This is a genomic window from Mesorhizobium sp. LMG 17147, assembly GCF_024297145.1.
GTDB lineage: Bacteria > Pseudomonadota > Alphaproteobacteria > Rhizobiales > Rhizobiaceae > Mesorhizobium.
Genome location: NZ_JANCTC010000010.1, coordinates 86,407 through 100,934 on the forward strand (window position 1 = coordinate 86,407; position 14,528 = coordinate 100,934).

A 14,528-nucleotide genomic window follows, 5' to 3' on the forward strand; every position below is an offset into this window, starting at 1 on the left:
AGACGATGACAGCGCGTCAGAGAATCTCAAGGGGAATTGGCATGAAAAAGGTTCTCTCCTCGCTGGCGCTGCTTGGCCTTGTGGCCGCGGGCATGGGTGCCGCAAGCACTGGAGCCAGCGCCCAGGAAGAGGCGCACAATGAGGCGGCGCCGACGCATTTCCCGATACACGAGCCGAAGGAAATGGACTGGAGCTTCGCCGGGCCATTCGGCACCTACGATAAGGCCCAGCTGCAGCGCGGACTGAAGGTCTACAAGGAAGTCTGCTCGGCCTGCCATTCGATGAATTTGGTGGCGTTCCGTACGCTGGAAGGCCTTGGCTATTCGGATGCGCAGATCAAGACGCTGGCCGCCGAATATACGATCCATGACGGCCCGAACGATGCCGGCGACATGTTCGACCGTCCCGGCAAGCCGTCCGACCATTTCCCGGCGCCATTCCCCAATGTCGAAGCGGCAGCGGCGGCAAATGGCGGCGCAGCACCGCCCGACATGTCGCTGCTGGCCAAGGCGCGCGGGGTCGAGCGCGGCTTCCCGCGCTTCGTGTTCGACATCTTTACGCAATATGCGCAGGGCGGCCCCGACTACATCCACTCGCTGCTGACCGGCTACGACCAGCAGCCGCCGGCAGGCATGGTCATACCGGAAGGCACGCACTACAATCCGTACTTCCTGTCCGGCGTGTCGCTGAAGATGCCGAAGCCGCTCTCCGACGGCCAGGTTACCTATGATGACGGCGCGCCGCAGACGGTCGACCAGTACTCGCGCGACGTGTCGGCGTTCCTGATGTGGGCGGCCGAGCCGCACCTCGAGGACCGCAAGAAGACCGGCTTTCGCGTGCTGGTCTTCCTGCTGCTGTTCGGTGCGCTGGTCTACCTGACCAAGCGCAAGGTGTGGGCCGGCGTGGCGCACTGAGCCCTGCGATATACGAGAATGCGAGGGCGTCGAAAGGCGCCCTTTTCATTGCAGGCATGTCGATTGATCGCAGCCGACGCTGAGCAAGGCCCTTTGCCGGACAATTTTCCGTCAGGCATCACATGGCGGTAGCCGGACTTGGCGGCGCCGGGTTACGATTGGCCCATTCCTTTCACGCCTTCAGCCGAATCTGAATAGCCCGGAGAGCCGCTCGATGAAATCCTCGCTCGAAGAGACGCTGCTTGCCGCGATCCGCACCATTCCGGATTATCCCAAGCCGGGCATCCTGTTTCGCGACATCACCACGCTGCTCGGCAATGCGCGGGCCTTCCGCCGCGCCATCGACGAACTGGTGCATCCCTATGCCGGCCTGAAGATCGACAAGATCGCCGGCATCGAGGCGCGCGGCTTCATCCTCGGCGGCGCCATCGCCCACCAGCTCTCGGCCGGCTTCGTGCCGATCCGTAAGAAAGGCAAGCTGCCTTACGAGACGGTGCGGGTCGCCTACAGCCTGGAATACGGGCTGGACGAGATGGAGATGCACAAGGACGGCGTTTCTCCAGGCGAGAAAGTAATCCTCGTCGATGATTTGATCGCCACCGGCGGCACGGCCGAGGCGGCCGTCAAGCTATTGCGGCAGATCGGCGCCGATATCCTCGCCGCCTGCTTCGTCATCGACCTGCCGGACCTTGGCGGCCGAGAGAGGTTAGAGGCGCTCGGCGTACCGGTGAGGACGCTGATCGGGTTTGAGGGGCATTGAGCGTTTTTTCCTTCTTTCCTGTGGGAGAGGGGAAGAACTCCGCTCACTCCACCTTCACCAGCACGGCACTTTCGAATTCGATGACCTTGTCGCCGGTCGAATCGAAGGCCTCTGAGCGGAGCGTCAGCAGCCGCCAGCCCGGTCGCGAGGCGACGGGGCGATGGGCCAGCGCGGTGCGGGTGAAAGTCACGGTTTCCCCGGCATAGACAGGTTTGGGCCATTTTAGGTTCTTGAAGCCGGGCGAGGGACCGAATTCCGGCACCGGCCCGGGGCCGGGCCAGCGGGCGACCTCTGCCTCCATGCCAGCCTGGAGGTTCAATTTCATCCAGGTGGCGGCGGTGTGCCAGCCCGAGGCGCAGAGCCCGCCGAATATGCTGTTCCTCGCCGCCTCTTCGTCGATATGGAATATCTGCGGGTCGTATTTGCGGGCGAACGCCTTGATCGCCTCCGGTTCGAATCGATGTGAACCGAGCGTGACGGTGATACCGATGCAGAAGAATTCGTCGAGGCTCACGCACTGCCCTCGCGGGTGAGGAACATGACGGTGTTTTCGAGCTCGAAAACACCTTCGCCGCGCTGGTTGAACAACTCGCTGCGCATGGTCACCAGGCCAAGGTGGGGCTTCGATCTGGACAGTCGCTTGGCAAGGACGGTGGTGCTGCCGCTCAACAGGTCACCGGCCAGGACCGGCCGTTTCCATTTGACCTGGTCGACGCCTGGCGCGCCCTGGGAGGTCGAGTCGAGCAGGAAGGCATCGCACAGCATGCGCATGAACATGGCGCAGGTGTGCCAGCCAGAAGCCGCCAGCCCGCCGAGGATGCTGGCCTTGCCCGCGGCCTCGTCGAGATGCATCGGCTGGGCATCGAACTCGTCGGCGAATTCTATGATTTCAGCGGCGCTTACCAGCTTGGTGCCGAGGTCGAGCGAAGCGCCCTCGACAAAATCCTCATAAGCCCAGGTCTTTGTGGTCATGGTCTGGAAATCCTGTTCAGGATTGTACAATCGCTGCGGGTCGGCTCCCGGATGCAGGCAGGGCGGCATTTGGTCAAGCAATTTCTGGTGCGCCAGCCTACTGTGCCCAAGCCGTAGCGCGCATTGACGACCCTATAGCCAGCCGCGACGGCGGAAATACCAGAAGGGCAGGATTGCCGAAAGCACCATCATGCCGATGGCGAAGGGATAGCCAAAGTGCCATTTGAGCTCAGGGATGATGTCGAAATTCATGCCGTAGATTGAAGCGACAAGCGTCGGCGGCAGGAAGATGACAGCGGCGACGGAGAAGATCTTGATGATGGCGTTCTGCTCGATCGAGATCATGTCGAGCGTCGCGTCGAGCAGGAAGCTGATCTTCTGCGACAGGAAGGTGGCGTGGTCGGCAAGCGACAGCACGTCGCGCGACAAGGTCTTGATGCGGGCGCGGGTATCCTTGCTCATCTTGGTCTGAGTGGAGGCATGGGCGAGAAAGCCGGCAAGGCGCTGCAGCGAGATCAGGCTGTCGCGGACCGAGGAGGCGAGGTCCTCCTTGCGGCCAATGCCTTTCAACAGTTCCTGGAAGTCACGGTTGCGCTTGGAAACCTTGGTCGAGCGTGCCTCGAAGATGTCGCGCGAGATCGCCTCGACGTCGCGGCCGGCGCGCTCCAGAATATCGGCGAGGCGGTCGACGATCGCCTCCAGCAGGCCAATCAGGATGGTGTCGCCGCTGGTGCAACCGGTCGCCACCTTCTCGGCGCGCAGCGGAAAGGTCTTGAACGCCTTCGGCTCGTGGTAACGCACGGTGATCAGCCTGCTGCCGGCGAGCACGAAGGTGACCGGCGACATCAAGGGATCATCCAGTTCGGTCTGAGCCGGCAGAATGGCGGTCATGAAGTAGGCGCCGTCCTCGACGTAGAGACGGCTCGAGATCTCGATCTCCTCCATCTCTTCCCGGGTCGGAACGGCAATGCCGAGCCAGGTCTCGATCGTGGTCTCTTCTTCCTTTGTCGGGCTGAGAAGGTCGACCCAGACGACAGCATCGCTGTTTTGCAGGAGATCGTCGACCAGGCGCAGGCGATCATTGTCGACGACGAAGGCCTTGATCATCGCCGGTCTCCCTTGCTGTTGCTAAAGAGGGTTTCGTTCGGAAGGGGCGCGTCACTCAGATCGCACTGACATGGCCATGTGAGGCTCGAGACCAGCGCAGAGGCCCCTTAGACCGGGCGTGACGTGCCGTCAAGCAGCGGCAAGACGCCGCCGCGATGCCTGTTATGAAGTTGTGGCCGAGCAACAGCCATTGGGGAGGCCGGGCGGGTCTCGCCGGGTCAGGTGTTGAACTTGAACAGCATGATATCGCCGTCCTGGACGACATACTCCTTGCCTTCGTCGCGCGCCTTGCCGGCCTCCTTGGCCGCCACTTCGCCGCCCAGCCTGACGAAGTCGTCATAGGCGATGGTCTGGGCGCGGATGAAGCCGCGCTCGAAATCGGTGTGGATGACGCCTGCCGCTTGCGGCGCCTTGGCACCCTTGTGCACGGTCCAGGCGCGCGTCTCCTTGGGGCCGACGGTGAAATAGGTGATGAGCTGCAAAAGCTCGTAGCCGGCGCGGATCACCTTGTTCAGGCCGGGTTCGTCCAGGCCGAGCGTTGCCAGGAATTCCATTTCCTCTTCGTCCGAGAGCTGGGCGACTTCGGCCTCGATCGCCGCTGAAATCACGACGGTGCGGGCACCTTGCGCGGCGGCCATCTTCTCGACCGCCCTGGTATGCGCGTTGCCGGTGGCGGCGTCGGCTTCCGCGACGTTGCAGACGTAAAGCACCGGGTGCGAGGTCAAGAGATTCAGCCCCTGCAGGATGCGCAGATCCTCACCCGAGATGCCGTTGAGCAGGATGCGGGCGGGCTTGCCGGCCTGCAGCAGTTCGAGCGCCGCTTCCATCATCGGAAGTACGGTCGCTGCTTCCTTGTCCTTGCCGGCGGCACGCTTGCGGGTCTGCACGATGCGGCGCTCGAGGCTGTCGAGGTCGGCAAGCATCAATTCGGTCTCGACGGTCTCGGCATCGGCGACAGGATCGATGCGGCCCTCGACATGGGTAATGTCGTCATCCTCGAAGCAGCGCAGCACATGGACGATGGCGTCGACCTCACGGATGTTGGCGAGGAATTGGTTGCCGAGCCCTTCGCCTTTCGAGGCGCCACGCACCAGGCCGGCAATGTCGACGAACGAGATGCGGGTCGGGATGATCTCCTTCGACTTGCCGATCGCGGCGATCTTCTGCAGGCGCGGGTCGGGCACCGCCACCTCGCCGGTGTTCGGTTCGATGGTGCAGAACGGATAATTGGCGGCCTGTGCCGCCGCCGTTCTGGTCAACGCATTGAAGAGCGTCGACTTGCCGACATTGGGCAAGCCAACGATGCCGCATTTGAAACCCATTTTTGTCTGGTCCTATCGGGAAATCGAGTTTGATCAGGGCTATGGGCGAAAGCGCCGATGATCGTCAAGCCCTGAGCACTCATGCCCGCGGCGCTGACGGCGCCATGGCTCAGTCCTTGCCGCCAAAAAGCTTCTTCAGCATAGCCGCCATCGGGCCGGTTTCGGGCAGCTTGGCCGCCGGCTGCTGCGGCCGCGCCTGGCGGACGTGGCTTTGTGCCTTTGGCGCCTTGGGCGGCGGGCGGTCGTCGTCGCCCGTCGGCGTGAGCTTGTCGCGCAGGGCCAGCGTCACGCGGTTCATGAAGGAATTGTCGTCGCCCTCGGCAAGCAATCCGGCACCGTCGGCGATTGCGTCGAGCAGCACGTCCAGCCATTCGCGGTCGGCCTTGGCGAAATCGCCGAGCACATGGCCATGCACCATTTCCTTGACGCCGGGGTGGCCGACGCCGATGCGCACACGGCGAAAATCCTTGCCGACGTGCTGGTCGAGCGAGCGGATGCCGTTGTGGCCGCCGGAACCGCCACCGACCTTGACGCGCACCTTGCCGGCAGCAAGGTCGATCTCGTCATAAAAGACAGTCAGCGCCGAAGGGCCGAGCTTATAGAAGCGCAAGGCTTCGCCGACCGACTGGCCGGACAGGTTCATGAAGGTCTGCGGCTTGATCAGGATCACCTTTTCGCCGGCAAGCGTGCCTTCGGCGATCAGACCCTGGAATTTCTTTGACCAGGGCGAAAAGGAATGGCGGCGGGCGATCGCGTCCGCCGCCATGAAGCCGACATTGTGCCGGTTGCTGGCGTATTTCGCGCCCGGATTGCCGAGGCCTGCAAAGACAAGCATCGTCGCCTCCGGGCGGGAAGGAGTTACTTCTCTTCGGCGGCAGGAGCCGCTTCGGGCGCAGCCGCTTCAGTCGTCTCTTCTACCGCCTCCGGCTTCATCGCCGAGGAGCCGGCAATGGTCGCGATGGTGAAGTCGCGGTCGAAGATCACCGGCTTGACGCCGGCCGGCAAGGTGACGGCCGAAATGTGGATGGAATCGCCGATATCGGTGCCGGTGAGATCGACGGTGATGAAATCCGGGATCGCATTGGCAGGGCAGTGGAACTCGACCTCGTGGCGCACGATGTTGAGCACGCCGCCGCGCTTGATGCCGGGCGACTTGTCTTCATTGATGAAGTGCACGGGCACGTCGACATTGACTTCGGTATCCTTGCCGATGCGCAGGAAATCGACGTGGACCGGAAAATCCTTGACCGGGTCGAGCTGAAAATCCTTGGGCAGAACCTGGATCTTGTTGCCGTCGACATCGATCGTGGCGACCGTGGTCAGAAACCCGCCGCCATGGATCTTGTAGTAGATGTCCTTGTAGGTCAGCGCAATCGCCAGGGGAGGCTGCTTGTCGCCGTAAATCACTGCAGGCACTTTACCGTTGCGGCGAACTGCACGGGCGGACCCCTTACCGACCTGTTCGCGCGCTTCGGCCTTGAGCTCGTAAGTATCGTGGCTCATGGCATTTCCTTTCGCGTTGTTCTGGAGCGTTCGCGGCCAGCGTGGCTGGGCCGTAAACGTCGAAAGCCGCCGGGTGGGGCGGCCTTCCGCCGCGTTGCCTCCAAGGGTGTCTACGCGGGTGGCGGCTCTATAGCGGAAGGCGGCGCGAGGTGCAAGCCAAAGGCAGGTATGGGCAGCATCTCACTGAATTTCGGCTTTGCGCCCTTGGCGGACGTTCAGTTGACAAACTTCCGCACAGGCGCGACTTACACGAGACACGACATCTTAGTCATCGCCACGCCAAGTGTTGTCATGTTCGATTTGTCAAGCCTGAGAGCAAGCCGTACTGGAAAGCGAACCGTTTACTGATTTCACGAAGTACAATGGGTGACAGTCAGAGGGGAACGCAATGACGAGCGCGACGGACATTCTTGATGCCGTCGTCATCGGTGCCGGCTGGGCGGGGCTAGGTGTCAGTCATGCGCTGACGCAGCGCGGCTTACGTCACAGAGTGCTGGAGCGACATCGCATCGGTGAGACCTGGCGGACCCAGCGTTGGGACTCATTTCGGATAAATACCGCGAACATCCAAACGATCATGCCCGGGGATAGCTATGTCGGCTCCGATCCCGACGGCGCAATGACAAGCGGCGAGTTTGTCGCGATGTTGGAGGACTATGCCCGCCGTCATGCCCTCCCGGTGGAAACCGGTACGCCGGTGACCGACCTTGTTGCGAGCGACGGCCTGTACCGGCTTACCATTCCGCGCGGTTCCCTGTGTGCGAGAAATGTGGTGATCGCCAGCAGCAACCAGAACTGCCCGGTGCGCCCGTCCTTCTCCGCTTTGTTGCCGCCCGAAGTCCGGCAGATCGACGCATCAGCCTACCGCAACGCATCCGGTCTCGACAGTGGAGCGGTGTTGGTGGTCGGTAGTGCCCAGTCGGGAGGCCAAATCGCCGAGGACTTGGCCCAAGCGGGGCGAACTGTGTTTCTCGCAACGAGCCGAGTCGGCCGGCTGCCCCGAACGTATCGAGGTCGTCACATCAGTGTCTGGCTGGTTCTTAGCGGACTGCTAGACGTGACGCGCAAGGAAATACTTGAACAGGGCCCAATCCCAGGAAGGCCGCTGCAAGGAGCGCTCCATACAATCAGCCTGCAGTCCCTCAGTGCGCAAGGCGTCGTCGTACTGGGTCGGCTCACGGGCGTCGACGACGGCCGCCTCTCGTTCAGCGACGAGGCGGAAGCGCATGTTCGCCATGCGGACGAGGGCTCCGCCAGAGTTCGAAGCCAGATCGACGATTATATCGCGCGCAACCGAATCGATGCCCCCGAGGCTGAGCCGGACCCGGCGGAGACGATTGAAGCGCGTCTGCCCAATCCACCGATCCGATCAATTGATCTCGCGGCGCGGGGGATCACAACGGTGATCTGGTGCACCGGTTTCACTGGGGATTTCGGATGGGTGCGCGTTCCCGATGTGCTCGATCCACACGGCCAACCACTGCACGAGAACGGGTTTGCGAGCGTCCCGGGTGTGTATTTTGCCGGCCTGCCTTTTGCAATCACCCGGCGGTCGGGCACAATATTGGCAATTGCGGAGGAAGCAGCCCTGGTGGCCGACGATATCCAGCGTCGTTTGGTAAGGATCGCCTCCGACCTCCCGATTCAGTGATCCCGACCGCAGACGAATCTCATCCGGTCGGCGGCTCTCTCCTCTCGCGAGATTTGAGCCATTCAAGATGAATGGCCGCGGAGGGTTAAAAGCCGAGGTTCAACCCGACGTGTCACCTGCTCGTGGTCAATGCTCCACCTTCCTGGCTTTCCGCATGTTCGGTAAGAACACCGTCAGTAGGCCGAGCAGCGGCAAATACGAGCAGACCTGGAAGACGAAATCGATGCCCTTCATGTCGGCGACGACGCCAAGCACGGCGGCGGCGATGCCGCCCATACCGAAGGCGAAGCCGAAGAAGATGCCGGCGATCATGCCGACGCGGCCGGGCACCAGTTCCTGGGCGAAGACGACGATGTTCGAGAAGGCCGAGGACAGGATCAGGCCGATCAGCACGGTGAGAACCATCGTCCACTCGAAATTGGCGTACGGCAGGGCCAGCGTGAAGGGCAGCACGCCGACGATCGAGAACCAGATCATCGCCTTCTGCCCGTAGCGGTCGCCGAACGGGCCGCCGAGCAGGATGCCCAGCGCAGAGGCGCCGAGGAACAGGAACAGCATGACTTGCGACATCTGCACCGAAACACCGAACTTATGAATGGAATAGAAGGTGTAGTAGCTGGCAAGGCTGGAAATATAGGCGTTCTTGGTCAGTACCAGCAGCGTCAGCACCAGCAGCGCTCCCATCACCTTGCGGCGCGGGAAGGGCGAGACGAAACCTGCCGCCTTGCGGGTGCCCTGTGCGGCACGCAGGCGGCTGTACCAGCCGCCGACCTGCCACAGCACGATGATGCCGATCAGCGAGCCGCCGGCGAACCAGGCGATGCTGGTCTGGCCGAAGGGCACGACGATGAAGGCTGCCAGCAGCGGCCCCATAGCCTGGCCGAAATTGCCGCCGACCTGGAACAGCGACTGCGCAAGACCGAACCGGCCGCCGGAGGCGAAGCGGGCGATGCGCGAGGATTCCGGATGGAAGATCGCCGAGCCGATACCGATCAGCGAGGCGCCGATGAGGAGCAGGAAATAGTGTCCGGCGTAGGCCAGCACGACCAGTCCGATCAACGAGGAGGCCATGCCGTAGGGCAGCGAATAAGGCATCGGCCGCTTGTCGGTGATCATGCCGATCACCGGCTGCAGCAAGGATGCCGTCACCTGGAAAGTGAAAGTCAGGAGGCCGATCTGCCAGAAATCGAGACCGTAATTGTCCTTCAGCAGCGGGTAGATCGCCGACAGCAGCGACTGCATGATGTCGTTGATGCAATGGCAGAAGCTCACCGCCAGGATGACGGTGAAGGCCGTCGCCTGAGCTGAGATGTGGCCGGCCGCTGCCGGCTCGCCCTCGGCGGTTGCTGTGGTATCTGTCAAGGCATGCTCCGTGGTCTTTTTTGGCGGGCACTTCCGCACGCGGTCTTATGGCGCTGGCTGCCTTATACGTTGCTTGTCACGCGACTTCTTTCGTGGTTTGGTCCAATAGTTTCGCAAGTGGGCCATAGCTGATGCCGCATGGCAGGGAAATGTTCAAAGCGGGCGACGGTGATCTCGGGTTGTTGCATGAGCGTCGCTGGCAATGGCTGGAGCAGGCCGTTGGGCCGGCAGTGGCGCTGCCGACCGAATATCCGGACGGCTACCATGTGCCACGGCACCATCACAGCCGCAGTCAGTTGCTGCACGCGCTGGTCGGGGTCGTGCTGGTAACGACGCGGCATGGGCGCTGGATGGTGCCTCCCGACCACGCGATGTGGATCCCCGCCGGCACCGAACATTCCGTCGAGATGCTGGGCGACGTCAGCATGCGGTCCGTCTATGTGATGCCGGAGGCCATTCCCGGCCTGCCGGACGGATTGCGCGTCGTCGGTATCACCGATCTGATGCACAGCCTGATCGTGGAATCGGAAAAGCTGCCGCAGGGCGCCGAGTTGGAGGGGCGGGGCGGGCTGATCATGAAGCTCCTGCTGCACGAAATCCCGAACCTGCCGGAACGGCCGCTCGGACTGCCGTTCCCGTCCGACGCAAGGCTGGCGGCGCTATGCCGGCGCTTCGTCTCGGCACCGTCACCGCATGCGACGATCGACCAATGGGCCGCTATCGTTGGCATGAGCCGCCGCTCTTTCACCCGCGCGTTCCACCGCCAGACGGGATTGTCGCTGTCGACCTGGCGTCAGCAGGCCTGCCTGTTCGCGGCGCTGCCACGGCTGGCCGACGGCGAGCCGATCACAAGGGTGGCGCTCGATCTCGGCTATGACAGCGTGCCGGCGTTCATCACCATGTTCAAGCGCATGCTGGGAGCCTCGCCACGCGGTTACATGCGCGGCGCCCGTGATGCTGGCGAAGGTGCGGCGAATAGGCGGTCCGGCTCGGCCTGAGTCGCAGCCCTAAAGCGCGTCGCGTTCGACCCGCCTCATGCGACGCGCTTTGGATTCTTGTTTTCATGCATGTCGTTATCGCAAAACCGCTGCACAGTTTTGCGCGACATGCATTAATCGAACAGGCTCGACACCGATTCCTCGGTCGCCGTGCGTGAGATCGCCTCGCCCATCAGTTCGGCGATGGAGATGACGCGGATATTGGCGGCGTCGAGCACTGCCTGGGTCGGCTGGATGGAATCGGTGATGACCAGTTCCTGCAGTTTCGAGGCGCCGATGCGGGCGATGGCGCCGCCGGACAAAACGCCATGGGTAGTGTAGGCGGTGACACTGGTGGCGCCGTCGGCAAGCAGCGCATCGGCCGCATTGCACAGCGTGCCGCCCGAATCGATGATGTCGTCGATCAACAGGCAATCCTTGCCGCGCACGTCACCGATGACGTTCATGACTTCCGATTCGCCGGGGCGCTCGCGGCGCTTGTCGACGATGGCGAGCTGGGCATCGATGCGCTTGGCGAGCGCGCGGGCGCGGACCACGCCGCCGACATCCGGCGAAACCACCATGACATTGGCAAGCTGCTTGTATTTCGCCTTTACGTCGCGGGCCATGACCGGGACGGAAAACAGATTGTCGGTCGGGATGTCGAAGAAGCCTTGAATCTGGCCGGCATGGAGATCCAGGGTCAGCACCCGGTCGACGCCCGCCCTCGTGATCATGTTGGCGACCAGTTTGGCCGAGATCGGCGTGCGCCCCGAGGCACGGCGATCCTGCCTGGCATAGCCGAAATAAGGAATAACCGCAGTGATGCGCTTGGCCGAAGAGCGCATGAAGGCGTCGATCATGATGAGCAGTTCCATCAGATGATCGTTGGTCGGGAACGAGGTGGACTGCAGGATGAAGACGTCCTCGCCGCGCACATTCTCCTGGATCTCGACGAAGATTTCCTGGTCGGCGAAGCGCCTGACGCTGGCCTTGCCCAGCGGAATGTTGAGGTAGCGGGCGACTGATTCGGCCAGCACCCTGTTGGAATTGCCCGCGAAGAGCTTCATGCACCGTTCCTGGCGAAGGATTGAGAGACTCCGATAGCACTCCAGCCTCTTAGTCGGGCTTTTAGCGGCCCGCGCCGGTATTGCAAGCGTCGTGAATGGGAATCCGCCGGCTAATCTCAATAAACGCTTACGGCTTGACGATGCGGCGATAGGTCCACTTCGATGCCGACGGAATCGGGGATAGCTCTATCTTTCAGTCTGAGCATGGTCTCTTCCGAAAACCGGATTCACTTTTCGGAAATCATGCTCCAGGTCAGCCGGCGCCGCCGCCAAGCCACGTGGCGAACTGGTCGATTGTCTGGTCGGCAATTGCCTGCATGGTGGCCGGGGCGACCGCCGCCCAGCCTTCGCCGCCGCCGACAGAGGGCGCTTTCTGCTGGCCGTTGATGCGATGCAGCCGGTTGCCGGCCGGGTCATAGATGTCCCAGACGTAGATGACGGTGGTGTCCTTGCCTTCCGTCATGGTCGAGAAATAGCCCTTGAGCACATGCGTTGGGGTCTGGTCGGTGCTGCCGGCCAAGGTGATGCCGCGCTGCCTGGCGCGTGTCTGAAGCTCGGTGGTCAGCGGTGTCGCGGCTTCTACCGAGGCGCCGACGATTGGCGCCACCTGCAGCCGGGTCCGCGCAATGGCAGCCGCGCTTTTGGCGGGCGGCACGGCTGCTGCAGCCGAAGGCTGCGCTGTGCCTGCAGTTTGCGCGGTGCCGGCAGGCTGAGCCGGAGTTGCGGGGGGCGTCGCGGCGCTTCCGGCTCCGGAGAGCGATTGCGTCGATTGCGGGGCAATGGCCGACGGTTCGAGAACGTCCTTCGCATTGGTGCAGGCCGCCAGCGCCAGCGCCACGAGCAATGACACGGTCGTCACATGCGATCGTCTCATTAGCCTGAAAACTCCTTGGCGACGAACGCCCCTCACACTCTTTGCATTATGGATTCACTGCACGATCAAGTCGAGATCATGGCGGGACAGCGGCTTCGGCTGGGATTCGGTCGTCAGATAGGTGCGGCCAAGCGTCATCGCGGTTTCGGTTTCGGAGTCCATGATGATCATATGGGCGAACAGCGTCATGTTCGGCGCAATCGGTTCGGGATTACCCTGATAGAACATCGGCATATCCATCCAGGACGGGGTGAAGCGGGCGCCGAGCGAATAGCCGCAGGCATTGAGCCGGTGCTTGGTCAAATTGTGGGCTTCGAGGGTGCGGGCATGGGCGTCGAACACGTCGCCGAACGTATTACCGGGCGTCATCGCCTTCTCGACCGCAAGTAGCGCGGCGCGGGCGGCATCGAACAATTCCTGGTGGCGTTTCGATACCTTGCCGGTCAACACCGTGCGCATCATTGCCGCATGGTAGTGGTGGAAGACACCGGCCCATTCGAGCGTCAGCTGGTCGTTCTTGGTGAGCTTGCGGCGGCCGGCTTTGTAGCGGCAAAGCAGGGCGTCGACGCCGGAGCCGATGATGAACTCGTTGGCCGGATAATCGCCGCCGCCGGCAAAGATGGCACCTTGCATGGCGGCAAGGATCAGCGCCTCATCGCCGCCCTGCTTGATCAGCGGCAGTGCTGCGTCCAGCGCGTCGTCGGCCAGATTTGCGGCTTTTTCCACCTTGGCGATTTCTGCCGGGCTCTTGAACAGCCGTAGCCGGCTGACAATGCCGGAGGCATCCGCGATCTGCCCGAAGGTCTGCAACTGCTCGTCGAGGCGCCGGCCATTATAGGCGGTCAGGCCGTGGGTGTCGTATTCGACGCCGATGCGGGCACCGAGCAGGTCGAGTTCGTTGAGCAGGTTGCGCAGGTCTACCGCCGGATTGGCGCCGTTGCGGTCCGTCCACAAAACGATGTTGTCGATGATCGAGGTGTGGCGCGCCTGGCGCAAGTCGGCCGAACGCGTCAGCAGCACCATCGAGCCGTCGGCCTTGACCACCAGGCACTGGAAAAAGCAGAAGCCGAAGGTATCGTAGCCGGTTAGCCAATACATGCTTTCCTGGGCAAACAGCAGGACGGCGTCGAGCTTCTTTTCGGCGATCTCGATCATTAGTCGATCGCGCCGCGCGTCGAATTCCGAGCGTTCGAAATGCAGCGCCATCAGTCAGCCTCCAAAACGATTGCCGAAACCTGCCGCCCGTAGTCGGGCTCGTTGCGATGCGTGCTGCGCCGATAGGAGTAGAAAAGCTCTTCCTCGGCATAGGTGCAGCGGCCAAGTCCTTCGGCGTTGACGCCAGCCTTGGTCAGCCGGTCGACCGTGTAGCGGTTGAGATCGAACATCGCGTGTCCGGCATTTGCTGAAGGCGCGAAATAGCGAGCATTGCCGGTATCGGCGTCGACGAAACGGGCGACGAATTCCGGTCCGACTTCGTAATTCCGTGGGCCGATCGAAGGACCGAGCACTGCGACGATGCAGTCGCGCCGGGCGCCGAGGCTTTCCATTGCCGCGATGGTGTTTTCCAGCACTCCGGTGAAAGCGCCTTTCCAGCCGGCATGGGCGGCGCCGATAATGCGCGCCTCGGCGTCGGCGAAGAGGACCGGTCCGCAGTCGGCGGTCGAGGCACCGACGGCAATGCCCGGCCGGTCGGTGATAATGGCGTCGGCCTTGGGCCGCTCGCCGGCAAAAGGCTCCCTGGCAATGACGACGTCCGGCGAATGAACCTGGTGAGCGGTCAGCAGATGGTTTGCGGGCACGCCCATCCATTCGGCGACCCGGCAGCGATTTTCGCGCACCAGCGTCTGGTCGTCGTTCGAGCCGGTCCCGATGTTGAGGCCCCGGTAAATGCCGCTGGAAATGCCGCCGACCCGCGTGAAGTAGCCGTGGCGGATGCCTTGCGCCGTTTCCAGCAAGGGCGACCGAACGGGATCCGGTTTGGTCTGATTCAGCATGGCGGCTTTGTTGTCCGTATGG

15 protein-coding genes are annotated in these 14,528 nt (G+C 62.6%); 4 read left to right on the forward strand and 11 right to left on the reverse strand.

Annotated elements, in window-relative coordinates; all coding sequences use genetic code 11:
- Window positions 1-41 precede the first annotated feature (41 nt).
- Both NMG46_RS19245 and NMG46_RS19250 read left to right on the forward strand, forming a co-directional pair.
- Window positions 42-914: a cytochrome c1 gene (locus NMG46_RS19245; RefSeq protein ID WP_254819180.1), complete on the forward strand. Its 873-nt coding sequence runs from the start codon at window positions 42-44 to the stop codon at window positions 912-914.
- 214 nt (window positions 915-1,128) lie between these two features.
- Entirely contained in the window at window positions 1,129-1,674 is a 546-nt protein-coding gene (locus NMG46_RS19250; protein WP_254819181.1) for an adenine phosphoribosyltransferase, read from the forward strand.
- A 43-nt stretch (window positions 1,675-1,717) separates the two neighbouring features.
- Here NMG46_RS19250 and NMG46_RS19255 read toward each other — a convergent pair whose 3' ends face one another.
- The 6 genes from NMG46_RS19255 to NMG46_RS19280 form a co-directional block, all read right to left on the reverse strand.
- Window positions 1,718-2,188 (reverse strand): MaoC family dehydratase, encoded by a 471-nt coding sequence (locus tag NMG46_RS19255; protein WP_254819182.1) that lies wholly within the window; start codon window positions 2,186-2,188, stop codon window positions 1,718-1,720.
- A complete protein-coding gene (locus NMG46_RS19260) occupies window positions 2,185-2,646 on the reverse strand; it encodes a MaoC family dehydratase (protein WP_254819183.1) in 462 nt (153 codons plus the stop codon). The genes NMG46_RS19255 and NMG46_RS19260 overlap by 4 nt, the downstream gene beginning before the upstream one ends.
- A 132-nt stretch (window positions 2,647-2,778) precedes the next feature.
- Window positions 2,779-3,753, reverse strand: coding sequence for a magnesium/cobalt transporter CorA (gene corA / locus NMG46_RS19265; RefSeq protein ID WP_254819184.1), 975 nt, complete (start codon window positions 3,751-3,753; stop codon window positions 2,779-2,781).
- 218 nt (window positions 3,754-3,971) lie between these two features.
- Window positions 3,972-5,075 carry a redox-regulated ATPase YchF gene (ychF, locus tag NMG46_RS19270; protein ID WP_254819185.1) on the reverse strand — a complete coding sequence of 368 codons (1,104 nt, stop codon included), beginning with the start codon at window positions 5,073-5,075 and terminating at the stop codon, window positions 3,972-3,974.
- Between the two features lie 109 nt (window positions 5,076-5,184).
- On the reverse strand, window positions 5,185-5,910 hold the full coding sequence (gene pth, locus NMG46_RS19275) for an aminoacyl-tRNA hydrolase (RefSeq protein ID WP_254819186.1): 726 nt from the start codon (window positions 5,908-5,910) through the stop codon (window positions 5,185-5,187).
- A gap of 23 nt (window positions 5,911-5,933) precedes the next feature.
- Window positions 5,934-6,578 carry a 50S ribosomal protein L25/general stress protein Ctc gene (locus tag NMG46_RS19280; protein WP_254819187.1) on the reverse strand — a complete coding sequence of 215 codons (645 nt, stop codon included), beginning with the start codon at window positions 6,576-6,578 and terminating at the stop codon, window positions 5,934-5,936.
- A gap of 388 nt (window positions 6,579-6,966) precedes the next feature.
- Here NMG46_RS19280 and NMG46_RS19285 point away from each other — a divergent pair, with 388 nt between their 5' ends.
- Entirely contained in the window at window positions 6,967-8,229 is a 1,263-nt protein-coding gene (locus NMG46_RS19285) for an NAD(P)/FAD-dependent oxidoreductase (protein ID WP_254819188.1), read from the forward strand.
- A gap of 126 nt (window positions 8,230-8,355) precedes the next feature.
- Here NMG46_RS19285 and NMG46_RS19290 read toward each other — a convergent pair whose 3' ends face one another.
- Window positions 8,356-9,591, reverse strand: coding sequence for an MFS transporter (locus tag NMG46_RS19290; protein ID WP_254819189.1), 1,236 nt, complete (start codon window positions 9,589-9,591; stop codon window positions 8,356-8,358).
- Between the two features lie 131 nt (window positions 9,592-9,722).
- Here NMG46_RS19290 and NMG46_RS19295 point away from each other — a divergent pair, with 131 nt between their 5' ends.
- Entirely contained in the window at window positions 9,723-10,589 is an 867-nt protein-coding gene (locus tag NMG46_RS19295) for a helix-turn-helix domain-containing protein (RefSeq protein WP_254819190.1), read from the forward strand.
- 113 nt (window positions 10,590-10,702) lie between these two features.
- Here NMG46_RS19295 and NMG46_RS19300 read toward each other — a convergent pair whose 3' ends face one another.
- The 4 genes from NMG46_RS19300 to pgeF form a co-directional block, all read right to left on the reverse strand.
- The gene (locus NMG46_RS19300; protein ID WP_254819191.1) at window positions 10,703-11,638 is read right to left on the reverse strand and encodes a ribose-phosphate pyrophosphokinase; all 936 of its coding nucleotides are present in this window, start codon (window positions 11,636-11,638) and stop codon (window positions 10,703-10,705) included.
- A gap of 253 nt (window positions 11,639-11,891) precedes the next feature.
- On the reverse strand, window positions 11,892-12,512 hold the full coding sequence (locus NMG46_RS19305) for a hypothetical protein (RefSeq protein WP_254819192.1): 621 nt from the start codon (window positions 12,510-12,512) through the stop codon (window positions 11,892-11,894).
- Between the two features lie 54 nt (window positions 12,513-12,566).
- The gene (locus NMG46_RS19310) at window positions 12,567-13,718 is read right to left on the reverse strand and encodes a Xaa-Pro peptidase family protein (RefSeq protein WP_254819193.1); all 1,152 of its coding nucleotides are present in this window, start codon (window positions 13,716-13,718) and stop codon (window positions 12,567-12,569) included.
- Window positions 13,718-14,506 carry a peptidoglycan editing factor PgeF gene (pgeF, locus tag NMG46_RS19315; protein ID WP_254819194.1) on the reverse strand — a complete coding sequence of 263 codons (789 nt, stop codon included), beginning with the start codon at window positions 14,504-14,506 and terminating at the stop codon, window positions 13,718-13,720. The genes NMG46_RS19310 and pgeF overlap by 1 nt, the downstream gene beginning before the upstream one ends.
- Window positions 14,507-14,528: the final 22 nt, after the last annotated feature.